At 62.4% G+C, this 23,775-nt stretch carries 26 protein-coding genes and 1 pseudogene; 15 read left to right on the plus strand and 12 right to left on the minus strand.

Translation table 11 applies throughout. The annotated features are described in order from the left end of the window. Nucleotides 1-208 precede the first annotated feature (208 nt). Nucleotides 209-853, plus strand: coding sequence for an MHYT domain-containing protein (locus tag AAG821_RS05810; RefSeq protein WP_341911887.1), 645 nt, complete (start codon nt 209-211; stop codon nt 851-853). Between the two features lie 4 nt (nt 854-857). Here AAG821_RS05810 and AAG821_RS05815 read toward each other — a convergent pair. From AAG821_RS05815 to AAG821_RS05830, 4 genes and pseudogenes are all read right to left on the minus strand, one after another. After that, a pseudogene (locus AAG821_RS05815) lies at nt 858-1,190 on the minus strand (response regulator); the annotation flags it as partial. A 221-nt stretch (nt 1,191-1,411) separates the two neighbouring features. Then, nucleotides 1,412-2,197, minus strand: a complete 786-nt coding sequence (locus AAG821_RS05820) for an alpha/beta hydrolase (protein ID WP_341911771.1) — start codon at nt 2,195-2,197, stop codon at nt 1,412-1,414. Between the two features lie 16 nt (nt 2,198-2,213). Beyond that, nucleotides 2,214-3,764 carry a benzoate-CoA ligase family protein gene (locus AAG821_RS05825; protein WP_341911773.1) on the minus strand — a complete coding sequence of 517 codons (1,551 nt, stop codon included), beginning with the start codon at nt 3,762-3,764 and terminating at the stop codon, nt 2,214-2,216. A 57-nt stretch (nt 3,765-3,821) separates the two neighbouring features. Next, nucleotides 3,822-4,289, minus strand: coding sequence for a flavodoxin domain-containing protein (locus AAG821_RS05830; protein WP_341911774.1), 468 nt, complete (start codon nt 4,287-4,289; stop codon nt 3,822-3,824). A gap of 92 nt (nt 4,290-4,381) precedes the next feature. Here AAG821_RS05830 and AAG821_RS05835 point away from each other — a divergent pair, with 92 nt between their 5' ends. The 5 genes from AAG821_RS05835 to gpt all read left to right on the plus strand — a co-directional run bounded on the left by AAG821_RS05835 (nt 4,382) and on the right by gpt (nt 9,593). Beyond that, the gene (locus AAG821_RS05835) at nt 4,382-5,284 is read left to right on the plus strand and encodes a helix-turn-helix transcriptional regulator (protein WP_341911775.1); all 903 of its coding nucleotides are present in this window, start codon (nt 4,382-4,384) and stop codon (nt 5,282-5,284) included. 70 nt (nt 5,285-5,354) lie between these two features. Then, entirely contained in the window at nt 5,355-7,037 is a 1,683-nt protein-coding gene (gene boxC / locus AAG821_RS05840; protein ID WP_341911777.1) for a 2,3-epoxybenzoyl-CoA dihydrolase, read from the plus strand. A 22-nt stretch (nt 7,038-7,059) separates the two neighbouring features. Beyond that, nucleotides 7,060-8,472 (plus strand): benzoyl-CoA 2,3-epoxidase subunit BoxB, encoded by a 1,413-nt coding sequence (boxB, locus tag AAG821_RS05845; protein ID WP_341911779.1) that lies wholly within the window; start codon nt 7,060-7,062, stop codon nt 8,470-8,472. Between the two features lie 131 nt (nt 8,473-8,603). Beyond that, on the plus strand, nt 8,604-9,059 hold the full coding sequence (locus tag AAG821_RS05850; RefSeq protein ID WP_341911781.1) for a thioesterase family protein: 456 nt from the start codon (nt 8,604-8,606) through the stop codon (nt 9,057-9,059). A gap of 15 nt (nt 9,060-9,074) precedes the next feature. Continuing rightward, complete coding sequence (gene gpt / locus AAG821_RS05855; protein WP_341911783.1) at nt 9,075-9,593, plus strand: xanthine phosphoribosyltransferase; 519 nt, start codon at nt 9,075-9,077, stop codon at nt 9,591-9,593. 37 nt (nt 9,594-9,630) lie between these two features. On the opposite strand, the gene AAG821_RS05860 is transcribed toward gpt, so the two are convergent. Genes AAG821_RS05860 through AAG821_RS05875 form a run of 4 tightly spaced genes read right to left on the minus strand, consistent with a single transcriptional unit; the run spans nt 9,631 to nt 13,181 of the window. After that, on the minus strand, nt 9,631-10,269 hold the full coding sequence (locus tag AAG821_RS05860; RefSeq protein WP_341911785.1) for an ABC-type transport auxiliary lipoprotein family protein: 639 nt from the start codon (nt 10,267-10,269) through the stop codon (nt 9,631-9,633). After that, a complete protein-coding gene (locus tag AAG821_RS05865) occupies nt 10,266-11,258 on the minus strand; it encodes an MlaD family protein (RefSeq protein ID WP_341911787.1) in 993 nt (330 codons plus the stop codon). Before AAG821_RS05865 ends, AAG821_RS05860 begins: the two co-directional genes overlap by 4 nt. 1 nt (nt 11,259) lies before the next feature. After that, nucleotides 11,260-12,060: an ABC transporter ATP-binding protein gene (locus tag AAG821_RS05870; RefSeq protein WP_341911789.1), complete on the minus strand. Its 801-nt coding sequence runs from the start codon at nt 12,058-12,060 to the stop codon at nt 11,260-11,262. A 2-nt stretch (nt 12,061-12,062) separates the two neighbouring features. Next, entirely contained in the window at nt 12,063-13,181 is a 1,119-nt protein-coding gene (locus AAG821_RS05875) for an MlaE family lipid ABC transporter permease subunit (protein ID WP_341911791.1), read from the minus strand. 168 nt (nt 13,182-13,349) lie between these two features. Between AAG821_RS05875 and otnI the strand changes: the two genes are divergently transcribed. Then, nucleotides 13,350-14,147: a 2-oxo-tetronate isomerase gene (gene otnI / locus AAG821_RS05880; RefSeq protein WP_341911794.1), complete on the plus strand. Its 798-nt coding sequence runs from the start codon at nt 13,350-13,352 to the stop codon at nt 14,145-14,147. 4 nt (nt 14,148-14,151) lie between these two features. On the opposite strand, the gene AAG821_RS05885 is transcribed toward otnI, so the two are convergent. The 3 genes from AAG821_RS05885 to AAG821_RS05895 form a co-directional block, all read right to left on the minus strand. Continuing rightward, a complete protein-coding gene (locus AAG821_RS05885; RefSeq protein ID WP_341911796.1) occupies nt 14,152-15,450 on the minus strand; it encodes a TRAP transporter large permease in 1,299 nt (432 codons plus the stop codon). Then, nucleotides 15,450-15,977 carry a TRAP transporter small permease gene (locus AAG821_RS05890; RefSeq protein WP_341911799.1) on the minus strand — a complete coding sequence of 176 codons (528 nt, stop codon included), beginning with the start codon at nt 15,975-15,977 and terminating at the stop codon, nt 15,450-15,452. The genes AAG821_RS05885 and AAG821_RS05890 overlap by 1 nt, the downstream gene beginning before the upstream one ends. A gap of 80 nt (nt 15,978-16,057) precedes the next feature. Further along, nucleotides 16,058-17,062 carry a TRAP transporter substrate-binding protein gene (locus AAG821_RS05895; RefSeq protein ID WP_341911800.1) on the minus strand — a complete coding sequence of 335 codons (1,005 nt, stop codon included), beginning with the start codon at nt 17,060-17,062 and terminating at the stop codon, nt 16,058-16,060. A 248-nt stretch (nt 17,063-17,310) separates the two neighbouring features. Between AAG821_RS05895 and AAG821_RS05900 the strand changes: the two genes are divergently transcribed. Continuing rightward, complete coding sequence (locus tag AAG821_RS05900; protein WP_341911802.1) at nt 17,311-18,444, plus strand: TRAP transporter substrate-binding protein; 1,134 nt, start codon at nt 17,311-17,313, stop codon at nt 18,442-18,444. 4 nt (nt 18,445-18,448) lie between these two features. On the opposite strand, the gene AAG821_RS05905 is transcribed toward AAG821_RS05900, so the two are convergent. Beyond that, complete coding sequence (locus AAG821_RS05905; protein ID WP_341911804.1) at nt 18,449-19,186, minus strand: hypothetical protein; 738 nt, start codon at nt 19,184-19,186, stop codon at nt 18,449-18,451. A 193-nt stretch (nt 19,187-19,379) separates the two neighbouring features. Here AAG821_RS05905 and AAG821_RS05910 point away from each other — a divergent pair, with 193 nt between their 5' ends. From AAG821_RS05910 to denD, 7 genes are all read left to right on the plus strand, one after another. Further along, nucleotides 19,380-19,757, plus strand: coding sequence for a cytochrome c family protein (locus AAG821_RS05910; protein WP_341911806.1), 378 nt, complete (start codon nt 19,380-19,382; stop codon nt 19,755-19,757). Between the two features lie 136 nt (nt 19,758-19,893). Further along, nucleotides 19,894-20,262 carry a rhodanese-like domain-containing protein gene (locus tag AAG821_RS05915; protein WP_341911808.1) on the plus strand — a complete coding sequence of 123 codons (369 nt, stop codon included), beginning with the start codon at nt 19,894-19,896 and terminating at the stop codon, nt 20,260-20,262. Between the two features lie 64 nt (nt 20,263-20,326). Then, nucleotides 20,327-20,923, plus strand: a complete 597-nt coding sequence (locus tag AAG821_RS05920) for a gamma carbonic anhydrase family protein (RefSeq protein ID WP_341911810.1) — start codon at nt 20,327-20,329, stop codon at nt 20,921-20,923. Nucleotides 20,924-21,023: 100 nt separating this feature from the next. Further along, nucleotides 21,024-21,659: an RNA polymerase sigma factor gene (locus tag AAG821_RS05925; protein WP_341911812.1), complete on the plus strand. Its 636-nt coding sequence runs from the start codon at nt 21,024-21,026 to the stop codon at nt 21,657-21,659. Between the two features lie 4 nt (nt 21,660-21,663). Beyond that, nucleotides 21,664-22,116 (plus strand): hypothetical protein, encoded by a 453-nt coding sequence (locus AAG821_RS05930; protein WP_341911814.1) that lies wholly within the window; start codon nt 21,664-21,666, stop codon nt 22,114-22,116. Nucleotides 22,117-22,124: 8 nt separating this feature from the next. Then, nucleotides 22,125-22,655, plus strand: coding sequence for a periplasmic heavy metal sensor (locus tag AAG821_RS05935; protein ID WP_341911815.1), 531 nt, complete (start codon nt 22,125-22,127; stop codon nt 22,653-22,655). Nucleotides 22,656-22,743: 88 nt separating this feature from the next. Continuing rightward, nucleotides 22,744-23,766 carry a D-erythronate dehydrogenase gene (denD, locus tag AAG821_RS05940; protein ID WP_341911817.1) on the plus strand — a complete coding sequence of 341 codons (1,023 nt, stop codon included), beginning with the start codon at nt 22,744-22,746 and terminating at the stop codon, nt 23,764-23,766. Nucleotides 23,767-23,775: the final 9 nt, after the last annotated feature.

Below are 23,775 nucleotides of genomic sequence, written 5' to 3' on the forward strand. Positions count from 1 at the left end.
CAGACTTTGGCCCTATGTCAAATCTCGACATGCAATATCTTTCTGTCCCACTGACCGAGACGTACCTGCCGGAACTGGCGCTGCTCAGTCTGACGGTGATCTTCTTCGCCAGCATCACGACCCTTACCCTGGCAGGCCGTATTGATGCCAGCAGCGGACAAACCCGCAGGGCTGGCTGCTCGGCGCCGCGATCGCCCTCGGCGGCGGCATCTGGAGCATGCATTTCGTCGCCATGCTCGCCTTCGACATGGACATGCCGGTGCGCTACGCACCCGGCCTCACCATCATTTCATTCCTGGTTGCGGTTCTCGTGGTCGCCTTCGGCCTCACGCTCGTCGCCTTCCGGCCGGGCAAGGTTTACAGCCTGCCTGTGGCGGGCATCATCGCCGGCCTTGGTGTCAGCGCCATGCATTACACCGGCATGGCCGCCGCCAGCTACATCCCCAGCCACGGCGCCCTCACCCCGACCGAAGGCGTGTCGTCGAAGATTCTGGCTGTTGCGGTAGCTTCGGCTTCCTTCGTCATTCTGCTCCTGGCATTGCTGGCCGCGATGTTCGACCAGACCCTGGCCAATCGGGCCCAAGCCGAGGCTCTGCGCCTGCTCAACATGAATGAAAAGCTGGAAGGAAGGGTGGCCGAGCGCGCCAGCACCGCCAAGACCGACTTTCTGGCCAGCAGGAGCCATGAACTGCGCACTCCGCTGAACGCGGTGATCGCGCTGACGGCTCATGCACTGGCGACCGATCGGGAGCGTAGCGTGGATGCCGGCTGCGTCGATTACGACACCAAGCCTGTAGATCTGACGCGCATGCTGGTGAAGATCGAAGCGGCCTTCAAGTCAACCGGGACATAAAAGCCTAATCGGCAGCGACCATGTCGGTGCCGTCGCGGGCTGCTTTCAGGATATTGCGCAGTGCGTCGAGGCTGACCGGCTTCTGCAAAACGCTGACGATATTGAGCCCGCGGCTACGGCCAATCGCAACAGCCGCGCGCGCAAAAGATGGGCTGTGTCCGGTGATGATGTAAATGGCGGCTCGGCTGTGCTCGGCTGCCAGCCAGTTTATCAACTCGATACCGCCTTCCGTCGGCATGACGATATCGAGGCAAACGATGGCTGGCTGCACTGCGTGGTACACATCCTTAAATTCCGCGCCGGAGGTAACGACGGTGACATCGAACCGACCTTGATGGCGACACGCTGCACGAAGTCACCGAATTCACGGTGATCATCGACCACCAGAATGCGGTCTGCCTGTGGCGCTGCATCTGAAGCAGGTGCGTCACTCATACCCCCCAGTTGTTTAGTGAGAATCAGTGTAAGCGCAACCAATTATGGGAAAACTTAGGCTTGGCGTGATAACCGCACAGAGTTACGCGTGAGAAACCCTGTGAATCTCGGTATTTTCATCACCTAAATCAACTTTTCGACGAACCCGGCCAGGGCTTTGAGGGTCGCAGCCGGCTGGTCGCGCTGGGGCGAATGACCACAGCCAGGCAGCAGGAAAGTTTCGACGCCGCCTTTCGCGTGACACGCGATGCTGTCGACCTGTGCCACCGTGCCGTATTCGTCATCCTCGCCCTGGATCACCAGCACGGGCACCATGATGCGCGCGACATAATCTTCGATATTCCAGTGCATGAAAGCCGGATCGAGCCAGGCATCGCACCAGCCACGGAAAGCGCAGTCGACGTTGTCACCGTGATACTTCGCCAATCGTGTACGCAGTTCACCGTCCGCATAGGCTTTGTCAGCCGCGCGGATCGAGGTGACGGAAACCTCTTCGCAGAAACTGTGCGGCGCCAGCACGGCCACGCCAAGCAGGTCGTCATGGGCTTTGGCGCCGGCATAGATCAGGGAGATCGAGGCACCATCGGAATGGCCGACCAGGATATGCTTCTGGATGCCAAGGGCGGCGAGCAACGCCGGCAATCCCGCCTCGCCTTCCTCATGCATGTAGGTGAGCGGTCGTGGCAAGACACAAGGTGACGAACCGCCATAACCGATGCGACTGTAGACCAGCGCCGGCAGGCCGGTTGCCTGTGCCAGCTGATCTGGGAAATCGCGCCACAGCGCAACGCAGCCCAGGCCTTCATGCAGAAAGACCAGCACCGGGAGCGCCGCATCATGTAGCGCCGAGCCGCGATGCCCCACCCAGCGATACTCGATGCGGCCGGCCGGCGTATCGACACCCTGCATGCCGCTTCCGGGCATTTCAGCCGCGCAGTTTGAACCGCTGGATCTTGCCGGTCGCCGTCTTCGGCAATTCGGCAACGAATTCGATCCAGCGTGGATATTTATAGGGTGCCAGACGATCCTTGACGAACATCTGCAACTCACCGACCAGGGCTTCTTCCGCGACGAACTCCGCCCGCAGCACCACATAGGCCTTGGGCTTCACCAGCTCATCCACATCGGCATGGGCCACCACGGCAGCTTCCTGCACCTTGGGATGGCCAAGCAGCGCGGACTCGACCTCGAACGGCGAGACCCAGATGCCACTGACCTTCAGCATGTCGTCGGAACGGCCCGCATACGTGTAATAGCCGTCCTTGTCGCAGATGTATTTGTCGCCGGTGCGCGTCCACGGGCCGTGGAAAGTGTTCAGGCTCTTGGCGCGATTGTTCCAGTAGGCCACCGCGCAGGACGGCCCGCTGACCAGCAACTCGCCGATCTCGCCCGGCGCAACGTCCTGGCCGGTCTCGCCCACCACGCGCAGGTCATAACCCGGCACGGCCTTGCCAGTACTGCCATAGCGCACTTCGCCGGGCCGGTTGGACAGGAAGATATGCAGCATCTCGGTCGAGCCGATGCCGTCGAGAATCTCGACACCAAACAGCTTCTCCCAGCGCTTGCCGATATCCTCCGGGAGCGCCTCACCCGCTGAGACACAGCGGCGCAGCTTCGCCGAACCACTGTCCTTCGTGATCGTGCTGTCGGCCAGGATGCCGCCATACAGCGTCGGCACACCATAGAAGATGCTGCACTGATAATCCTTCAGCCGCTTCATCACTGCCGCCGGGGTCGGCCGCTCGGCCATCAGCACAGCCGTAGCGCCAACATGCAGCGGGAAAGTCATGGCGTTGCCCATGCCATAGGCGAAGAACAGCTTGGCGGCGGAGAAGACCACATCGTCTTCCTGGATGCCGAGCACCTCCTGCGCATAGAGCACGGCGGTGTGTACCAGATCGCCATGCAGATGCATGGTCCCCTTGGGTGCGCCGGTAGAACCGGAAGAGTAGAGCCAGAAGCCGATATCGTCCGGCGTGGTGGCGGCAGGCTCCAGCTGGTCGGACTGCTCATCCAGCAGTCTGGCCAATGGCGTCACCGTCGGCGGCACCTGGCCGGAGATCAGCACATTCTGCAGATAAGGCTGACCGGAAATGATCGGACGGAACCGCTCCATCAGCGCATCCGACACGGCCAGCAGCACGGCACGGCTGTCGCGCAGCATGAAGTCGTAGTCCGGCGTGGTGAGCAAGGTATTCACCGGCACCGGCACAGCGCCGATTTTCATGGCGCCAAAAAACAGCGCCGGAAAATCGATACCATCCAGCAGCGCCAGCAACACACGCTGCTCCGGCTGCACGCCCTGGCTTTTAAGCAGATTGCCGGCGCGGTTCACCCGCGCGGCCAGATCGGCATAGGTGTAGCGGCCCTTGTCGTCGATGAAGGCAATCTTGTCGCCACGGCCCTCGGCGATATGGCGGTCGATGAAATGGGTCGCGGCGTTATACCGCCGCGGCAGCTCGAGAAAGCGCGGCATCGATTCCTCCCGGGAATTTTATAGTGTTCTTGCCGCCCGCCTGAGATCGCGGGCGGGTTATGCAGCCTTGGCCAACGGTTCGACCTGATCGGCCCATTCAATCGCCCAGGCCACGCCATCGTCTTCCGGCAGCGTGCCGCCCGAGGCGTTATGCTGCATGCGTTCGCCCACCATGCTGGCATTCAGGCTGCGCAGGGCATCCTCGAACTGTTTGCCGCCGTGGTTGAAGGTGTCCTGATAGGTAGTGTCACCCAGGCCGATGATACCGACATACTTGCCGCTCAGATCAGGCCGCACCGCCAGCAGGTCGGAATGAAAATCCCGCGCATTGTCGGGCACATCGCCCTGGCCGTAGGTGGAGGTGATGACAAGGAAGGCGCCCGGACGCTGGAACACGTCGGCCTTCAGGTTGTCCATCAGCAGGATATCGACGGCATGGCCCTTGGCTTCCAGGGCCTTTTTGACGTCGCCCGCCACGAGTTCGGCAGTCCCCGTCATGGTGCCGACCAGAATGGATACCTGCATGAAACGCTCCTCAACAGAACCTTGGTAGTGAGGCCGAACTATAACGCATCATCTTCTGGCGCTCCAGAGGAAATTGCACTATAATGCACTTCATGAGTGAAACACGGGATAAAACCGCGCCCGAGGACACCGCCTTCCTGCAGACGGTGGGGGAGCGTGTGCGCAACGCCCGCGCCCGCCGCGGCATGAGCCGCAAGATTTTGGCCAAGGATTCCGGGGTTTCCGAACGCTACCTGGCCCAGCTGGAAGGCGGCGCCGGCAATATCTCGATCCTGCTGCTGCGCCAGATCGCCCGCGCCATGGATCTGCCGATCACCGATTTTCTCGGCGATCGCCCCCCGCTTGGGGTCGACCAGGCGTTGCTGCTGCGGCAGATCGAGGATCTTGCCCCCGAACAGCTACAGGAATTGCAGGCCTTCGTGCGTGACCGCTTTGGCATCGCGCCGAGCATCAAGCGCCATATCGCGCTGATCGGCCTGCGTGGAGCCGGCAAGACCACGCTGGGCATGCAGCTCGCGAATGCCTTTGGCTTGCAGTTCGTCGAAATGGCCAAGGAAATCGAGGTCGAAGCCGGGCTCTCCCTGAACGAGATTTTCGATCTTTACGGCCAGGCGGCCTATCGCCGCTTCGAGCGCCGCGCCCTGGAACGCGTCACCGCCGATCCGGCACCGAAGGTGATCGCCACCGGCGGCAGCCTGCCGTCAGAGCCCGTCACCTACGCGCATCTGCTGTCGCAATGCTTCACCATCTGGCTGAAGGCCTCGCCCGAGGAACATATGGGCCGGGTGGTCGCCCAGGGCGACATGCGGCCGATCACCGGCCAGTCGGAAGCCATGGCCGACCTCAAACGCATCCTGACCCAGCGCGAGGCCCTCTATGCCCGCGCCGATATGAGCTTCGATACCGCCGGCAAATCCGCCAGCCAGGCAGCCGCCGATCTGGCAACCGCTCTGCGGGCCCATCCGGCCTGGCTTGCCCGGGAGGCGGCAGAGTAATCCTGCAAGATAATTCTTGCATCGGCTCGATAATGCATTATAATGCACATCGCAGTCAGGGAGGATTACAATGGCCGAACACCAGACCAATGGCGCCCATGCCCCGGTCGATTTCCGCACCGAACCGAGCCAGTACAAGCACTGGAAACTGAGCTTCGATGGCGCCGTCGCCACCCTGGCGATGGATGTACGCGAAGATGGCGGCCTGCGCCCCGGCTACGAACTGAAGCTGAATTCCTACGATCTCGGCGTCGATATCGAACTGCATGACGCGATCCAGCGCCTGCGCTTCGAGCATCCGGAAGTGAAGTCGGTGATCATCACCTCGGGCAAGGAACGCATCTTCTGCGCCGGTGCCAATATCCGCATGCTCAACCAGTCGGCCCATGGCTGGAAGGTGAATTTCTGCAAATTCACCAACGAGACGCGCAATGGCATTGAAGATGCCACCAACGAATCAAAGCAGACCTACATCGCCGCCGTGAACGGCCCCTGCGCCGGCGGCGGCTATGAACTGGCGCTGGCCGCCGACTACATCCTGATGGCCGATGACGGCAACACCTCGGTGTCGCTGCCGGAAGTGCCGCTGCTGGCCGTGCTGCCAGGCACCGGCGGCCTCACCCGTCTGGTCGACAAGCGCATGGTGCGCCGCGACCGCGCCGACTTCTTCTGCACCATCGAGGAAGGCATCAAGGGCAAGCGCGCCGTTGACTGGCGCCTGGTCGATGAAGTGGTGCCGCGCACCAAGCTGGCTGACACCGTGCGCGAGCGCGCGCAGGAAATGGCGGCGAAGTCTGACCGCCCGGCGAATGCCAAGGGCATCGCGCTGTCAAAGCTGGAGCGCAAGATCGAAGGCGACCGTGTGGCTTACAGCCATGTCGAGGCCAAGATCGACCGCGCCAAGGGCATCGCCGAAATCACCGTGCATGGCCCCAAGGTGGCACCGCCCACGACTGCCGAGGCGATCCAGGCCCAGGGTGACCAGTTCTGGTCGCTGGCCTTCGCCCGCGAGCTGGACGACCTGATCCTGCATCTGCGCACCAACGAAGAGACCGTTGGCATGTGGGTATTCCGCAGCGAGGGCGATGCCGACCTCGTTGCTGCATATGACGCAGCGCTCGAACAGCACAAGGCCAACTGGCTGGTGCGCGAGGTGCGCCTGTTCCTCAAGCGGGTGTTCAAGCGCGTGGATGTCTCTTCGCGCTCGATCTTCGCCCTGATCGAGCCGGGTTCGTGTTTCACTGGTACGCTGCTTGAACTCGTCGTGGCATCCGACCGCTCTTACATGCTGCACGGCCAGATGGAAGGCGATAACCGCCCGCCGGCCACCGTGCGCATGACGCCGATGAATTTCGGCGCCTACCCGATGGGCAACGGCCTGAGCCGCATCGCCAGCCGCAATCTCGACAATCCGTCGCAGGTCGATGAGTTGAAGAAACTGATCGGCAACGACCTGGATGCCGAAGCGGCCGATGAGGCTGGCCTGGTCACCTTCACACCCGACGACATCGACTGGGAAGACGAAGTGCGCATCGCCATCGAGGAACGCGCCGCCTTCTCGCCCGATGCCCTCACCGGCATGGAAGCCAGCCTGCGCTTCGGCGGACCCGAGACGATGGAGACCAAGATCTTCGGTCGTCTGACTGCCTGGCAGAACTGGATTTTCCAGCGTCCCAACGCCGTTGGCGACCAGGGCGCACTCAAGCTCTACGGCACCGGCCAGCGCGCCGCCTACGACCGCAAACGCGTCTAACGGATTTCAGGGAGAAACGGCCATGGCGATCGACTACAATTCCCGCATCCCGAATAACGTCAATCTCAGCGACAACCGCCGCCTGCAGCGCGCGCTGGAAGAGTGGCAGCCGAAATTCCTCGACTGGTGGGGCGATATGGGCCCGGCTGGTTTCCAAGCGCGGGAAGCCTATCTGCGCACGGCGATCAGCGTCGACAGCCAGGGCTGGGCGCATTTCGACTATGTGAAGATGCCTGACTATCGCTGGGGCATTTTCCTCGCCGAGCCCGAAGCCGAACGCAAGGTCAACTTCGGCGACCACAAAGGTGAAGCCGCCTGGCAGGAAGTGCCCGGCGAATATCGCGGTGTGTTGCGCCGTCTGATCGTGACGCAGGGCGACACCGAGCCGGCCTCGGTGGAGCAGCAGCGCCTGCTGGGTCAGACCTGCCCGTCGCTGTATGACATGCGCAACCTGTTCCAGGTCAATGTGGAAGAAGGCCGCCATCTCTGGGCCATGGTCTACCTGCTGGATGCCTATTTCGGCCGCGACGGCCGCGAAGAGGCCGAAGCCCTGCTGCAGCGCCGTTCGGGCGATGACGACAAGCCGCGCATTCTCGGTGCCTTCAACGAGGCAACGCCGGACTGGCTCAGCTTCTTCATGTTCACCTTCTTCACTGATCGCGACGGCAAGTTCCAGCTGGCTTCGCTGGCCGAGAGCGGCTTCGATCCGCTGTCGCGCACCTGCCGCTTCATGCTGACCGAGGAAGCCCACCACATGTTCGTGGGCGAGACCGGCATCAGCCGCGTGATCCAGCGCACCTGCGAAATCATGCGTGACTTCAAGACCGACGATGTGCGCAAGCATGGCGCTATCGACCTGCCGACCCTGCAGAAATACCTGAACTTCCATTTCTCGGTGTCGGTGGATCTGTTCGGCTCGGAAATCTCCACCAATGCCGCAAACTACTACACCATGGGCATCAAGGGTCGCTTTGACGAAACCCGCATCGGTGATGACCACAAACTGACTGATGCCAGCTACAAGGTGCTGGAAGTGCATGGCGACGGTTTCCGCGAAACCGAGGCCTCGGCGCTGACCGCGCTGAACGAACGCCTGCGCGACGACTATGTGGCCGACTGCGCCCGTGGCGTGATGCGCTGGAACCAGGTGATCAAGCGCCATGGCATCGACTTCGAGCTGAAGCTGCCGCACCGCGCCTTCCATCGCCAGATCGGCCAGTTCGCCGAGCTGCGCGTCGATCCGCAGGGTCGCGTCATCAGCCAGGCCGACTGGGACTCCCGGCATCACGACTGGCTGCCGACCGAGGATGACCGCCTGTTCGTCATCAGCCTGATGAAGCCGGTGACCGAGATCGGCAAATATGCCGCCTGGATCGCACCGCCGGCCCGCGGCATCAACAACCAGCCGATCGATTTCGAATATGTCCGCGCCTGAGGCCGGACTTCGTTAAAGAACCAAACGCCTCCCTGTTTGGGTGACTTCTGGGGCGTCCGGACCATCCGGGCGCCCCCTTCTTTTTCGCCGGCGCTTCATTTTTACGGGGCGGCTCCGTATGATCCCGGCCCATGACCGATTCAGCCGCTTACACCCCTGACCGCCCCTTCGCTGCCGCCCGCATCGTCCAATGGGGGGAATGCGACCCCGCCGGCATGGTCTACACCACGCAGTTCCTCGATTATGTGATGGAAACGCTGGAAGCCTTCTGGCGCGATGTGATCGGCTTCAGCTTCCTGCGCCTGCACAAGGAACTGGGCCTGGGCTCGCCCACCGTCAGCACGAAACTGGATTTCCAGCGCGCGCTGAAAGGCGGCGACCCCTTCACGGTCGAATTGCGCGTCGAAAAGCTGAGCCGCGCCACCATCACCTATGACTTCAAGGGCCGGAATGCCGCTGGCGAAGTCTGCTTCACCGGCACGCATGTCTCCTGCATCGTCGATGAGAAAATCCTGAAGTCAGTGGAAATCCCGCCGCATATCCGCGGTCCCATCGAAGCCTATCGCCAGGCAACCACCCCAGCATAAACCGGGACACCGCATATGACCGACACCCATGGCTACACCAAATTCTTCCCGGTCTCCTGGGAAGAGCTGCATCGCCACTGCAAGGCGCTGGCCTGGCGCCTGCTGGATGCGGCACAGAGCAAGGGTGGCCAGTATAAAGGCGTGGTGGCGATCACCCGTGGCGGCCTGGTACCGGCCGCCATCGTGGCGCGCGAGCTGAACGTGCGCGTAATCGAGACGATCTCCTGCTCCACCTATAACGAGCTGGAACGCGGCACCAAGGTGAATATCCTGAAGGAAGCCACCGCCGCCCTGCCCGATCAGGGCGAAGGCTGGCTGATCATCGACGACCTGGTCGATACCGGCATCACCGCGAAAGCCGTGCGCCAACTGCTGCCCAAGGCGCATTTCGCCACCATCTACGCCAAGCCCTCGGGCCGGCCGATGGTGGACAGCTACATCACCGAAGTGAGCCAGGATACCTGGATCCTGTTCCCCTGGGACATGGAAGCGGTGATGTCGAAGCCGATCGTAGAACTGCGCAGCAAGGGTTAAGCCCCTCCCGCTTCCGCAAGCGAAAGCGGCACCGGACTCAGGCGCCGTCTTTCTTCCCGGTCGCCATTACCCACTGTACGGTATCGCGCAGCACCTTGCCCAACGCGTCGTCGAAGGCCTCCACAACAGACAAGATGGCGGCGTTCTTTGCCGTCGCGCGCCGTTCGAAAGTGGCTGAAGCCACGATCTGCTGCTTCGGCTGGGCGATCAGCTTGACCTGCAGCACGATGATCACTTCCGGTGCCGCCTGCCCATCCTTCAGCACGGCCTGGAACTCGCGCAGATCGCTTTTCAGGTTGAAGTCCGAGCGCAGACCGACCGACTGTCGCCCGACGGCAACGATCTTGCCGGTATTCTCGAAGCTTTCCACCAGCAGGGTCTGCACCATGCGCGGTGCCCGTTCGGCCCAGCGCGCCTCGGCGTAATACTTCACCTCGTAAGGATTGGTGTAGATGGCGATCTTGTGGGTATCCAGGCCGCCGGCAGCATAGGGTTCCTCGACCACCAGCTGCCAGTCGGCACGCGGCAGGTCGGGCGGGAAGGTGGTTTTGGGCGACAGGTTATAGAGATTGGATGGCGGCGCCTGCGGGATCAGGCCGCCACAGGCCGCAAGGCCACCTGACAATGGCAGTGCAGCGGCAGCCAGCAGCAGGTTCCGTCTCGTGGTATCGCTCATCGCCGCGGCCCTCCCCCTTCATTGCGGTATTCGGCATCGCGGTTGCCGAACAGCACGGAACTCGGATTGTCCTCCAGCCGCTGCGCCACGCGCGCCAGACTGGCAACCAGGATACGCGTCTCCGACATCAGGCGGCGGAACTCGCCGAAACCGTCGGTCGTCATCGTGTTAAGCGGCGCGCGATTCTCCTCGATGATGCCGCTGACGCCGGCCAGCACCTCGTTCAGCTGCGCCATCGCCTTGCGCGCATCCTGTGCGGCGGCGGTGGCATCGCCTTCCAGCAGTCGATTGGTGGTTTTCAGGGTGGCTTCCGCCTCATTCATCACGCGGTCCAGCTTGCTGGCGATATCCTGCGCGGCCGATGCCGCCTTGGCGATATCGGTGCTGGTCTTGCTGAAACTGTCGACCGCGCCGGCAATCGCATCCTGGCGCGATACCAGGGTTTGCGACAACGCACGCAGGTCGGCAATAAAGCCGCCCAGATTTTGCAGGTTCTCGTCGCTCAGCACCTGGGCGGCGCGGGTGATCAGATCAGGTGCGGCTTCGAACAGTGCCTCGATGGCCGAAGCCTTCGAACGGATGGTCGGGTATTTGGACAGATCCCGGCCCGCCACCACCGGCAGGATCGGTGACTCGCGACTCCCCGGCGTGATCTGCACGAAGGATACGCCGGTAATGCCCTGCAGCTGCAGCGTGGCTTCAGAATCGGCGCGGATCGGCGTATCGGCATCGACCTCGGCCACCACGCGCACCCGGCTGGTATTCTCACGGTCGATCAGGATCTGCGAGACCGAGCCGACCTTGATGCCGTTGAAGCGCACATCGCCGCCGACCCCCAGGCCGGCAACCGATCCATTGAAGAAGATATTGTAGCGCGCGACTTCGCGGTCAACCTCGGACTTCGCCAGCCACAGCACGAAGGCAACGATGGCAACCAGAAAGGCCAGCATGAAGCTGCCGATCAACAGATGGTGTGCCCGGGTTTCCATGTCACATCCTCTCTTCCAAAGTCGCCGTAATGGCAGCGGCCCGGGCCCGTGGCCCGTGGAAATATTCAACCACCCAGGGATGCTTGTCTTTCAGCATGACATCCATCGGTCCGGTCAGCAGTACCTTCTTTTCCGCCAGCACGGCGATACGGTCGCAAATGGCATGCAGCGAGTCGAGATCGTGGGTCACCATGAACACGGTCAGGCCCAGCGCCTGCTGCAGGTCGCGCACCAGCTGATCGAAGGCCGCGGCGCCGATGGGGTCGAGGCCGGCGGTCGGTTCGTCGAAGAACACCACTTCCGGATCAAGCGCCAGGGCGCGCGCCAGACCGGCACGCTTGCGCATGCCGCCTGACAGTTCGGCCGGGTACTTGGAGCCGGCATCGGGCGACAGGCCAACCATGAACAGCTTGGCAGCGGCGATCTCGTCCAGCAAATCCTGCGGCAGGTCGTAGAATTCCTTCAGCGGCACCTGGATATTCTGCGCCACTGTCAGTGACGAAAACAGCGCGCCGTCCTGAAACAGCACGCCAAAGCGCTGGCGGACCTTGCGCAATGCCTCGGGCGAGCCATGGACCATGTCGGTACCCAGCAACTCGATGCTGCCAGCCACGGCTTCGTTCAGCCCTATGATGGTGCGCAGCAGAACAGACTTGCCGGTGCCAGACCCGCCGACCACGCCGATCACCTCACCGCGATAGACATCGAGATCAAGGCCCTGATGCACCACATTGTCGTCGAAGCGGTTGACCAGGCCACGTACACGGATCACGACTTCCTTCTGCTGAGGACTACCCACCATGTTCACACCCCGAGGAAGTTGAACATGATGGAGAACAGCGCGTCGAAGACGATGACCAGGAAAATCGACTGCACCACGGAACGCGTGGTCAGGCGGCCGACACTTTCGGCATCGCGCTTGACCCTCAGTCCCTCGTAGCAGCCGACCAGCGCGATCAGTGCGGCAAAGACCGGCGCCTTCACGATGCCAACCAGGAAGGTGCGCAGCACCACGGCATCATGCAGGCGATGGAAAAACAGATCCGGGCTGATGCCAAGTGCATTCCAGGCCATCAGCGCGCCGCCGACCAGGCCCATGATATCGGCAAAGAAGGTCAGCACCGGTAGAGTCAGCATCAGGGCGAACATGCGCGGCAGCACCAGCACCACCACCGGATCAAGGCCCAGTGTGCGCATGGCGGCGATTTCCTCGTTCACCTTCATGGTGCCGATCTGGGCGGTGAAGGCACTGCCCGACCGGCCGGCGATCAGGATGGCGGTCAGCAGCACGCCCAGTTCGCGCAACACCGAAATGCCGATCAGGTCGACCACGAAAATCTCGGCGCCGAATTTCTGCAACTGGCTGGCGCCCTGATATGCCATCACCATGCCGATCAGGAAGGACAACAGCCCGACGATGGGCAGCGCCTTCAGGCCGGTCTCCTCCATATGATGTACCATGGAGGTGAATCGCATCTGCCGCGGACGAAACGCCATCATCACGGCGGTTTCGGTCACTTCACCGATGAAGCCGGTAAACCGTCGCGCCTCACGCAGGAAGAACATGGTCAGCCAGCCGAGATGCTGCACGGCGCCGGCCACGCCGCTGTCGGTGGCCGGCCATACGGTCACTGCCTCGCCACAGCCCCTGGCATAGTTGAACAGCGAGCGGTGTTCGTGCCGCGGCGCTGGCCAGTCGATGCTGAAGCCCTGATCCTCCAGCTGACGGTACAGCCGCACCAGCAACAGGGCGCCGGCCGTATCGAGCCGGTTGAGGCTGGTGGTGTCCAGACGGGCTTCGCGCGTGCCGCCATCATGCAGATGGCTGCCGGTCAGGCCGGCGGTCGCCAGGCCGCCCAGACGGCCCAGCAGGGTCGCGGCATGGGCCAGCGTCCAGTCGCCGGTCAGGCTGAGCCGCAGCACCGCCCCATCCCGTCCCGCCTGCAATTGCCCCTCGGCCATGCGCCCCCGAACCGAAAACAAGAAAGCTTGCCCAACAGTTAGCAGAAATGACAGTCTCGGAAAACCAATGCCCGATGTCAGATCGGCTACGCTGCCCCGGAAGGTTTCCGGGAGGCTTTTGGGGGGATCATGCCACGCTTTGCCGCCAACCTGAGCTTCCTGTTCCTGGACGAGCCCTTCCTCGACCGCTTTACCGCGGCTGCCGATCAGGGCTTCCAGGCTGTCGAATTCATGTTTCCCTATGAGCATTCCTCTGCGGCCGTCGCCTCGGCCATGCGGGCCGCGGGCATCCAGGTGGCGCTGTTCAACGCACCGCCGGGTGACTGGGCCAATGGCGAACGGGGGCTGGCCTCTCTGCCCAACCGGCGCCAGGACTTCCGTGCCGCGATGGCGCGGGCCTTTGAATATGCCGAAGCGATGAATTGCCCGCGTATCCATGTTGTGGCCGGCGTGGCGCCAGCCGGGGCCGACCGCCGTGCCATGGAAGCCTGTTACATGGACAATCTGGCCTGGGCGGCCGAGCAGGCCTCGGGGCTCGGCCGCATCCTGCTGATCGAACCGATCAACCGGCGCGACGTGCCCGGCTTCTTCCTCAGCGATTTCGATTTCGCCGAAAAGGTGATCGCCGATATCGGTGCGCCGAACCTGCGCCTGCAGTTTGACGTCTATCATGCCCAGATCATCCATGGCGATCTGGTCAAGCGCATCGAGCGGCAGATGCCGTGGATCGACCATGTGCAGATCGCCAATCCGCCGGACCGGCGCGAACCCGGCAATGGCGAGATCGAGTATCGCTACATTTTCGATACCTTCGACCGGCTCGGCTATGACGGCTGGATCGGCTGCGAATACCGCCCGGCTGGCAGCACCGTAGACTCTTTGGGCTGGATCAGGGACTACGGTGTGGTGCCGAAGAAAAAGACCTAATCCTTCAGTCCATCAAGGACGGCAGCCAGAGCACGATGGCGGGGAAGCCGATCAGCAGGCCGACGCGCACCAGATCGGCCAGCACGAAGGGCAGGATACCGCGGATCACGGTGTGCAGTTTCACCTGCCCCACGCCCTGGATGACAAACAAGTTCATGCCCACCGGTGGCACGATCATGCCGATTTCGACAATCGTGACCATGTAGATGCCGAACCAGATCGGGTCGATGCCCAGAGCCTGCACTGCCGGGAAGACGAATGGCAGGGTCAGCAGCATCATGGCCAGATCGTCCATCAGCGCGCCCAGCACCACGTAGAAGATGGTGAGCAGCACCAGGAACATTGTCGGGCTTAAGCCCAGCGCCTGGATCTGGCTGACGACGAATTGCGGCGCGTTGGTGATCTCAAGGAAGAAGTTGAACAGGCCGGCACCGATCAGGATCAGGAAGATCATGGCACTGGTCGCCGCTGTCTCGCGCAAGGAGTCCTTAAAACGGCCCAGGGTCATGGTGCGGCCAGCAAGCGCGAAAATCAGCGCGCCGACCGCACCGACCGAAGCGGCTTCGTTGGGCGAGAACACACCGATGAACATGCCACCGATGACGATCACGAACAGCAGGAAAACCGGCCAGACGTTTTTGAGCGTGCGGCCACGCTGCGGCCAGGGCATGCGTTCGCCCGCCGGGCCGCTGGCCGGATTAAGCCGCGTGGTTGCGGTGATGGCCAGCATATAGAGCGCCGTGCCCAACAGGCCCGGCAGCAGGGCGGCGACATACAGCTTGCCGAGCGACTGTTCGGTGAGCAGCGCATAGATCAACAGGATGATCGAGGGCGGAATCAGGATGCCAAGCGTGCCGCCGGCGGCCACGGTGGCAGTGGCGAGACTGTCGGCGTAGCCGCGCCGGCGCATTTCCGGCAGCGCGACACGGCACATGGTGGCGGCCGTGGCAATCGCCGAGCCGCAGATCGAGCCGAAAGCCGCGCAGGCACCGATGGTGGCCAGCGCCAGGCCGCCACGATAATGGCCGAGGAAGGCATAGGCGGCGTCATACAACTGGCGCGACAGACCGGCATAGGTGGCAAATACCCCCATCATGACGAACAGCGGCACGGTGGAGAGGCTGTAGGGGATCACCGACTCAAACGGCGACGAACCCATCACATAGGCCAATCCGTCCCAGCCCTGCAGCCACAGGAAGCCAAGGGCGCCAACCACGCCCATCGCCACCGCGACCGGCACCTGGATAAGCATCAGGCCAAGAACAAGGGCAAAGCCGATCACGCCGAAGAGCGTTGCATCCATCACAGCACCTCGCCTTTCGGCGCAGCGGGCGCAATGTCCCGGCCCGTGATGGCGACGGCGAGGTGCCGCAACACAATCAGAGCAATCAGCAGGGTGGCAAAGAACGAGCCGGCCAGCAGCGGATACCAGAACCAGATCATCGGCAATGCAATGGTCTGCGACTTGTCGCCCATCAGGGCCACGGTATTGGCCTGGCCGATGCCAAACCAGCCGATCGCCCACATCAGCGCGCCGCCAAGCAAAGCGGCGAAAGCCCGGCACAGGGCCTGTATCCGCAGCGGCAACCAGCCGATGCCGATATCGATCGAGACATGGCTGTCGGTCATGAAGCCATAGGGGATCGTCAGGAAGGCGCAGGCCACGATCATCAGCTGGGTGATATCGACGGTGCCGAGGATGCCCTGGCCGCCGAAATTGCGCATCACGATATCGAGACAGGTGAACAGGCCGGCGACCAGCGCACAGAAGGCACCGAGTTTTCCGGCCCAGGCGGCGGCCTGCTCGGCGATACGGTAAAGGGCAATCATCGCTTCAGACCCGCGAAGAAAAATGCCCTGCCGCCATCGATACTGGCGGCAGGGCGATCAGATATACGATCCCAACCGGATCAGCGCTTGCCTTCGTATTTGGCGATCCGTTGCTGCATTTCAGCGAAGATGGCGCGGGCATCCTTGACCCCGGCCCCTTCCAGATCGGTCAGCAGCTTTTCGGTGGTGGGCTTCAGCGTATCGCGCCAGCGGGTGCGTTCGGCATCCGACAGCGAGGTCATCGCATTGCCCTTCTTGTTCGCAGCCTCCAGACCCGGCGCATCCCACTGGTTCCACCAGTCGCCGAACTTCTCGGTCAGCGCACTGCCTGTCGTATCGTCGATCGCTTTTTTCACATCCGCCGGCAGACTGTCGTATTTGCGCTTGTTGATGATGAAATAGAAGCTCGCCGTGTAGGACCGCGCGTCGAGATGGAACTTGGTCACTTCAAACAGCCGGAAGGAATTGATCGGATCCCAGGGGAATACCGCGCCGTCGATCACGCCGCGCTGCAGGTTTTCATACACCTCGCCCGGCGGCAGGCCGACCGGCGTTGCACCCAGTTGCTGCAACATGGCGTTGATCTGCGGACTGGGCGAGCGGATGCGCAGGCCCTTGAGATCGTCCATGGTCTTGACCTGCTTCGATCCGGTGTGGATAAGACCGGCGTTGTGCGCGTGCAAGCCAAGTACCTTCACGGTGTCGGGGAATTCCTGCGCGAAATGCTTCGGATACATTTCCCACAATGTGCGGCTGGCCGCGTTGGCGGTCTCGACCAGGAAGGGGAACTCGACGATGCCCATGCGGCTGAAGCGGCCGGCGGGCACGCCCCGCAGGCCATGTGCGATATCGACCACGCCACTGACCGCCTGCTCGAGCTGACGTGCCGGGTTGCCGAAGGCGCTGCCGGCGGGAAATACCGTCAGTTTCACCTTGCCGTTGGTCCGCTTGGCCAGATCCTCGCCCCAGGGTACGAACCAGTCACGATGCATGCCGTGACCCGGCGGCAGAAAATGACTGAGCTTGAGTTCGATCTCCTGCGCCGCCACCGGCGATGCTGCAGTTGCGAACAGAAAAGCGGTCATAATGGCGGGCGCCGCTTTACCCATGAAACGAGTCAGCTTGACTGTCACGGATCGTCCTCCCAGACGGTTGTTATCAATTTTTCTACTGTTGCGCAGGATAGTTACAACTGTAACTAAGGTCAAGGCAGGCCCGCTTGCACCTGTCGGGGTTACTGGCTGAATACGTAGACGTGCCAGCAGCTTGCGGCCTATTGTTGCGCCCGGCAGCAGTTCGGTGGGTGGGGCTCACCGCGTGAAAGAAGGGTTTGATGGCGCGTCTGGTCACAGTGGCTGGCCTGGCCCTGGTATTGGGCATTCTGATCGGCATCGGTGCGGTCTCTCTGGATCGCGCCGCCAATGCCCCGGAGGCGCGCGCGATCAAGGAGCCCGATGTCGCACAGGGCAGCAACACCGCTGTAGTCGAGGCGCCGGGCGCACGCGTTGTGATCAAACTGGCCAGTGCCGCCCCCACATCGGCGCCGCAGATCGGCACCATGGCCGTGACCACAGCAGAAAAGTTGGCGACCGCGTCTGACGGCAATATCGAGATCAAGCTGTTCGAGCCCAATGCGCTGGCGCCGAATGCCGAGCTGTTCGACAAGGTTGCTGACGGCACGATCGATGCCGTGTGGTCGTCGCCGAACTTCTTCGCTGAACGTGATTCCGTTTTCTGGCTGTTCTCCACCGTGCCCTTCGGTCCCTCTGCCGGCGAGTATCTCGCATGGCTGTCCTATGGCGGTGGCCAGGATCTGATGGACAGCAGCTTTGCCCGCTTCAATATCAAGCCCATCGTCTGCACCGTGCTGCCGCCGGAATCCGGCGGCTGGTTCCGCCGCGAGATCACCTCGGTGAATGACCTCAAGGGTCTGCGCATGCGCTTCATGGGCATTGGCGCCAAGGTGATGCGCCGGCTTGGCGTCGATACCGTGACACTGAGTGGCGGCGACACCTTCTTCGCCCTGCAGAGCGGCAATATCGATGCGGCCGAATTCTCGCTGCCCTTCATCGACCTGCGCTATGGCCTCGACAAGGCCGCAAACAATTACTACTTCCCCGGCTGGCACCAGCAGAGTTCACTGATCACTCTGATGATCAACATGAAGGTGTGGGACGGCCTGACCGAGGCACAGCGGGCCACGATCATGAATGTCTGTGGCGACAATATCCGTGAAAGCCTGGCCGAGGGTGAAGTGCAGCAGGTGCAGGCGCTGCAGGAAATCCGCCAGCGGGGCGTCAATGTGCGCACCCTGCCTGTGCCAGTGATGGACGCACTGAAGGCGTCATGGATCCAGGTGGTAAAAGAAGAAAGCGCCGCCAACCCGGAATTCAAGAAAGTGTGGGAGTCCTACCACACTTTCCGCAAGTCCTACGCAGAATGGCGCGGCCTGGGCTACCTGCCCTGATCGTTCAGGCGCCGATGGAACGGCGTAATTGCCGTACCTGACGTTCCACCGAGATATCGATAGATGCCGTCACTTCCAGGCTGCGGTCTTCAAGCGCATCGCCGCGCGGATTGGCGCGACCGCGCGCCTCCACCGCGTCATCCCGGCGGCGGATCAGCTCGATGATTTCCGGCTGGAACAGGCGCAGCAGACCATTCAGCCAGCGATTCACATTGGATGAGGGCCACGCATGGCGCAGATGGAAACGGTCGAGCATGGCAATGACATCGCGTGCCGCGAACCAGGTTTCGTCAGTCACCCAGCGATTGACCGTGAACAGTCGGATCGGCTGGCCATAATGATCCATCGCTACGCCAACGATATGGGCCAGGGCCTGATCGCCGCGCGGCCAGTGTTCACCCAGCTTCTCCCTGGGTGAACAACGGCCGACGCCGGTTTTCAGATATTTGGCCGGCTCGAAAGCCTCGCCGAGAAATTGCGGGCGCTGAAAGACATGGAAGTGACCATGCTCACGGTCTTCGTTGCGGTGGGCATGGTAGTAATATTGTGCGCCGGTTTGCGGATCGAACACGTCGCCGGCCGGATAGTGCTGCTGCTCGAAGAAATCTTCCTCGCCATGCAGAAGTTCGGCCACCAGGTTGCTGCGTTTGCCTGCAAGATCCTGCTGGATCTTCAGCACATCGCTGCCCGCTGCCACCATAGCCTGCAGACGAGCCCGACCCAGATTCGCCATCATATTCATGCAACACGTCCCCAACCACTCAGGCGGGGCAGACTACGCAGCCGGCTGTTAAGCGGTGGTAAATGCGACAAGCCGCCACGCTTGTTCTTGCGAGTCGCTATGCTATTTTTTTCTCAGGCAGGTTTTCCGGCCCCATCCGAATCGCCAGCAGCCGTTTCCCAGCACTATCAAAAGACCCATTGAGGAGCCCCCGATGTCGCGAGTCCTTTTGTCCGCTCTCGCCGTTCTCACCCTGAGCCTCGGCATGACCAGCGCCCAGGCGGCCGGCAATCCCGAGGAAGGTAAGAAAGCCTTCGCCAAATGCCGCGCCTGCCACCAGCTTGAAGCTGGCAAGAATACCGTCGGCCCCAGCCTGAAGGGTGTGTTCGGCCGCAAGTCGGGCACCGTCGAAGGCTTCAAGTATTCCGATGCCATGAAGGCCAAGGCCGTGACCTGGGATGAGGCCACGATCGCCGCGTATATAACTGATCCCAAGGGCTATATCCCGGGCAACAAGATGGTCTTCCCCGGCATCAAGAAGGAAAGCGAGATCGCCGACCTGATCGCCTATCTGAAAGACGCCACCAAGTAAGCTGATCTGCCGCGTTCCAGAGCCTCCCATGATGGGAGGCTCTTTTATTTCACGAGCATATCTGTGTAATTCATATAACACATAGTGTGACGTCAATTACATTGCATTCCACAGTCCAGAAACCTATATTATCTTTATGTCCACCGCGACCGCACACACCGCCAGCAATACCACCCCGACTTCGGTTTCCGCCGAAACGGTGCGGGACTGGCTCGCCAATGGCGAAGCCCTGCTGATCGATGTGCGTGAACCCGACGAATATGCCGATGAGCATATCGAGGGGGCAGTATTGCTGCCGCTGTCCAGCCTGGATGCCGGCCAGCTGCCGGCCGTCAATGGCAAGCGCCGCGTGCTGCAGTGCCTGACCGGCAAGCGCTCGGGCATTGCCTTACAGAAACTGGCCGACCAGGGCGTGACCGATCTGCTGCATCTCGATGGCGGCCTGCTGGCCTACAAGAAGGCCGGCGGCGCCACGATCGAGGCCGACGAGGCCGTCGCAGCTTAAGCTGCCGCGCCTTTTTCCGTTCCCATCTGTTGGTTAAGGTCGTCCTGCAGAGATGGAGGACACGATGCCCGTGCATGGCCCCGACGTGGTGCTGAACGCCCCCGCCTATATCCACGAAAGCGCGCAGATTTACGGCAAGGTGCGGCTCGAAAAAGGCAGCTCGGTCTGGATCAACGTCGCCATGCGTGCCGAGAATTACGAGATCGTGGTCGGCGCCTATACCAATATCCAGGATTTCTCGATGCTGCATGTGGGCAGCCAGAGCGGTACCTATATCGGCGCCCATGGCTCGATCACCCATCACTGCACGATCCACGGCTGCACCATCGGCGACAACTGCCTGATCGGCATCGGGTCGACCATCATGGATGGCTGCGTGATAGGGAATAACTGCATCATCGGCGGCCACACCTTCCTCAAGGAAGGCACCGTGATCCCGGATAATTCGGTGGTGGTCGGCAGCCCCGGCAAGGTGATCAAGACGCAGAACAACTATGTGCGCTGTCGCCTCAACGCCTGGCTCTATTACCGCAACGCGCTGGCCTATCGCCAGGGCCAGTATCGGGACTGGGATCAGGCCGACATGGCCAAGGCCGTGGGCGACGAGATCGCCCGCCTGACCGAAGAACTAAAGGCCCTGGAAGCGGCCGGCCAAGCATAAAAACTATCCTGGCCCGAATTCCGCCCTTTTTGCGGCGCAGGAATCCTGCCAAGGCGCCGTATAGAGCTACAGACAATAACGGTATGAGCAGGACATTTGCATGTTCGCCTCCCTCGCCCTGCCACGCCTCGAAGCCGGGGTGCCCGGACTTTTGGGCGGTGAACGCGTGAGCGACGTCGATACGGCCCTGATGCACCGGGTCGCGCGTGGCGACCATGCGGCCTATCGTCTGCTGGTCGACAAATACCTGCGTCATGCGGTGACCGTGGCTTATCGCGTGCTGTTCAATCGCGGCGATGCCGAGGAAGTGGCGCAGGAAGCCTTCCTGCGCGTCTGGCAGCATGCCGCACGCTGGCGCGCCGATGGCGGTGCCAGCTTCAAGACCTGGCTCAACCGCGTGGTGGTCAACCTGTGCATCGACCGCAAGCGCAAGCCAACCATGGCCGTGCTGGATGACCAGCCCGAACCGGTCGACGAGGACCGTGCTACGCCCTATGAGGCACGGCTGGCCAGCGAAACCAGCGACCGCGTAGCGCTGGCCCTGCAGAAGCTGCCGGAACGCCAGCGTGCCGCCATCCTGCTCTGTTTCTGGGAAGGCGAAAGCAATATCGAAGCCGCCAGGGCGCTGGGTGTCACTGTAGGCGCCCTGGAGTCCCTGCTGATCCGCGCGAAGCGCAGCTTGCGCGATGATCTGAGTCCCGCCCTGGGTGCAAACCCGGCTGGCATGAAGGAGTGAAGCCATGACTCTCGAGCGTTTTATCGATCTGCTCGACGCCTATGGCGCCGATCTCGATCTCTGGCCCCAGTCTGAGCAATCTGCGGCCACCGCACTGCTGGCCGCATTGCCCGAGGCCCGCGAGGCCCAGCGCCGCGCGGCCACGGCCGATGCCCTGCTGTTCAATGCAGCGCTTCCAATGATCGAACCGAGCGATGCCCTGCGCCAGCGCGTGCTGGCCCAGGTTGCCATGCTGCCGGCGGCGAGCCCGGCATCCAACTGGCGCGGCCAGGTGCTGGAAGCGCTCGCGCTGCTCTTCCCCACTGGCCGTAGCCTGCCGCAATTCGCTGCGCTGGCCCTCGCCGTCGCCATCGGCATCAGCGCCGGCTTTGCCAATATCGGTTTTGCCGATGCGCAGGAAAGCGACCTGGTCAGCGTGCAGATCGCCAGTGCCACACCGCTGCTCAGCGAGGATTGAGAGTTATCATGGTCGATCCGGTTGCCCCCACCCCTACCCCGAAGTCGAAGCTCAATCGCTGGCTTGCCATCGGCCTGATCGCCTCGGTGGCGCTAAACCTGGGTTTTGCCAGCTTCGGTGCGGTGCGTTTCTTCAAATATCGCGAGATGGCCGAGAAACGCGGCGCACAGATCGAAGATCAGTTCGCCCGCCGCCTGCCCGACAATGCGGCCCGGGCGTTTCGGCAGGCTTTCGAGGAAGGCCGCAAGGGCGGTGCTATTTCGCACAACCAGATGCGCCGCGATCTCGGCGCCGCACTGAGCGCGGAGCCCTACGACCGCGCGCGCCTTGCCGCCGTACTGGGTGAACACCGCCAGCGGCTGGATCAGATGCAGCAGGGTCTGCAGGCCGGCCTGCTGGCAGCCGCCGATGCCATGACACCGGAACAGCGTCGCGAATACGCCGAACGCATGCTGCGCCGCGGCCCGCCCGGTGGACCCATGGGAGGTCCGCCACATATGCGCGGTGACATGCCGCCGCCCCCGCCACCCCGTAACTGAGGCTCTGCGCCGTTTGCCCGGCGCCCTTGTCTCTGGGCAGCAGGCTGTTTAGCGTGGGCGCTTTCCCGGAAAGCCACTGGGGGCGTCCATGCTCAATGTTGTCATCACCGGCGGTGCCGGTTTCATCGGCCAGAAACTTGCTGCCGAACTGCTGAAGCGCGGCACCCTGATCGGGCCGAGTGGCAAGCCGGAACCGATTGCGCAGATCACGCTGTTTGATGTCGTGAAGGCCAGCGGGCCGGAGGATTCGCGCATCATCGCGGTTGCCGGCGATATCGGCGACCATGGCGACGTGCTGAAGCTGATCGGCCACAACACCCATTCGGTCTTCCATCTTGCTGCCATCGTCTCCTCGGGCGCCGAGGCGGATTTCGAAGGCGGCTACCGCGTCAATCTGGAAGGCACCCGCCATATCCTGGAAGCCTCCCGGGCGATCCCCACACATACTCCGCGCCTGGTGTTTGCCTCCTCCGTCGCCGTCTACGGCGGCGACGATCTGCCCAAGACCGTGACCGACCAGACCGCCCAGCGGCCGACCACGTCCTACGGCGTGCAGAAGCTGAGTGGCGAGTTGCTGATCAACGACTATAGCCGCAAGGGCTTCGTCGATGGCCGCAGCATCCGGTTGCCCACCATCATGGTGCGGCCGGGCAAACCGAACAAAGCCGCCTCCACCTGGGCCAGCTCGATGATCCGCGAGCCGCTCTCGGGCGTCGATGCGATCTGCCCGGTGCGCCCCGACTCACCGATGGCCTGCCTGTCGCCACGCCGCACCGTGGATGCCTTCATCCGCGCCCATGACCTGCCGGCAGAAAGCTTCGGCAAGGACCGTGCCCTGCTGCTCAGCGGCATCCGCGTCACCGCCGGCGAGATGGCCGCCGCCGTCGAACGCGCCACCCCGGCCCTGAAAGGCGCCAACCGCAAGATCGGTACCATCCACTGGACACCGGATGCGGCAATCCAGAAGATCGTCGATGGCTGGCCCGGTGCCACCGCATCCGAACGTGCGAAAGCCATGGGCTTCACCGTCGATGCCGGTATCGACGAGATCGTGCAGTCCTTCATCGCCGACGATCTCGACAACCAGATCAAGAGCCTGCAGTCCAACTAAAAACAAAGA

The organism is Ferrovibrio terrae, from assembly GCF_943372915.1.
In the GTDB taxonomy this organism is placed as follows: Bacteria; Pseudomonadota; Alphaproteobacteria; order Ferrovibrionales; family Ferrovibrionaceae; genus Ferrovibrio; species Ferrovibrio terrae_A.

Excerpts from the sequence above, each read along its gene's own strand:
- AAG821_RS05820 (WP_341911771.1), bottom strand. The coding sequence starts at position 2,197 with ATGCAGGGTGTCGATACGCCGGCCGGCCGCATCGAGTATCGCTGGGTG.
- AAG821_RS05825 (WP_341911773.1), bottom strand. The coding sequence starts at position 3,764 with ATGCCGCGCTTTCTCGAGCTGCCGCGGCGGTATAACGCCGCGACCCAT.
- AAG821_RS05830 (WP_341911774.1), bottom strand. The coding sequence starts at position 4,289 with ATGCAGGTATCCATTCTGGTCGGCACCATGACGGGGACTGCCGAACTC.
- AAG821_RS05835 (WP_341911775.1), top strand. The coding sequence starts at position 4,382 with ATGAGTGAAACACGGGATAAAACCGCGCCCGAGGACACCGCCTTCCTG.
- boxC (WP_341911777.1), top strand. The coding sequence starts at position 5,355 with ATGGCCGAACACCAGACCAATGGCGCCCATGCCCCGGTCGATTTCCGC.
- boxB (WP_341911779.1), top strand. The coding sequence starts at position 7,060 with ATGGCGATCGACTACAATTCCCGCATCCCGAATAACGTCAATCTCAGC.
- AAG821_RS05850 (WP_341911781.1), top strand. The coding sequence starts at position 8,604 with ATGACCGATTCAGCCGCTTACACCCCTGACCGCCCCTTCGCTGCCGCC.
- gpt (WP_341911783.1), top strand. The coding sequence starts at position 9,075 with ATGACCGACACCCATGGCTACACCAAATTCTTCCCGGTCTCCTGGGAA.
- AAG821_RS05860 (WP_341911785.1), bottom strand. The coding sequence starts at position 10,269 with ATGAGCGATACCACGAGACGGAACCTGCTGCTGGCTGCCGCTGCACTG.
- AAG821_RS05865 (WP_341911787.1), bottom strand. The coding sequence starts at position 11,258 with ATGGAAACCCGGGCACACCATCTGTTGATCGGCAGCTTCATGCTGGCC.
- AAG821_RS05870 (WP_341911789.1), bottom strand. The coding sequence starts at position 12,060 with ATGGTGGGTAGTCCTCAGCAGAAGGAAGTCGTGATCCGTGTACGTGGC.
- otnI (WP_341911794.1), top strand. The coding sequence starts at position 13,350 with ATGCCACGCTTTGCCGCCAACCTGAGCTTCCTGTTCCTGGACGAGCCC.
- AAG821_RS05885 (WP_341911796.1), bottom strand. The coding sequence starts at position 15,450 with ATGGATGCAACGCTCTTCGGCGTGATCGGCTTTGCCCTTGTTCTTGGC.
- AAG821_RS05890 (WP_341911799.1), bottom strand. The coding sequence starts at position 15,977 with ATGATTGCCCTTTACCGTATCGCCGAGCAGGCCGCCGCCTGGGCCGGA.
- AAG821_RS05895 (WP_341911800.1), bottom strand. The coding sequence starts at position 17,062 with ATGACCGCTTTTCTGTTCGCAACTGCAGCATCGCCGGTGGCGGCGCAG.
- AAG821_RS05900 (WP_341911802.1), top strand. The coding sequence starts at position 17,311 with ATGGCGCGTCTGGTCACAGTGGCTGGCCTGGCCCTGGTATTGGGCATT.
- AAG821_RS05905 (WP_341911804.1), bottom strand. The coding sequence starts at position 19,186 with ATGAATATGATGGCGAATCTGGGTCGGGCTCGTCTGCAGGCTATGGTG.
- AAG821_RS05910 (WP_341911806.1), top strand. The coding sequence starts at position 19,380 with ATGTCGCGAGTCCTTTTGTCCGCTCTCGCCGTTCTCACCCTGAGCCTC.
- AAG821_RS05915 (WP_341911808.1), top strand. The coding sequence starts at position 19,894 with ATGTCCACCGCGACCGCACACACCGCCAGCAATACCACCCCGACTTCG.
- AAG821_RS05920 (WP_341911810.1), top strand. The coding sequence starts at position 20,327 with ATGCCCGTGCATGGCCCCGACGTGGTGCTGAACGCCCCCGCCTATATC.
- AAG821_RS05925 (WP_341911812.1), top strand. The coding sequence starts at position 21,024 with ATGTTCGCCTCCCTCGCCCTGCCACGCCTCGAAGCCGGGGTGCCCGGA.
- AAG821_RS05930 (WP_341911814.1), top strand. The coding sequence starts at position 21,664 with ATGACTCTCGAGCGTTTTATCGATCTGCTCGACGCCTATGGCGCCGAT.
- AAG821_RS05935 (WP_341911815.1), top strand. The coding sequence starts at position 22,125 with ATGGTCGATCCGGTTGCCCCCACCCCTACCCCGAAGTCGAAGCTCAAT.
- denD (WP_341911817.1), top strand. The coding sequence starts at position 22,744 with ATGCTCAATGTTGTCATCACCGGCGGTGCCGGTTTCATCGGCCAGAAA.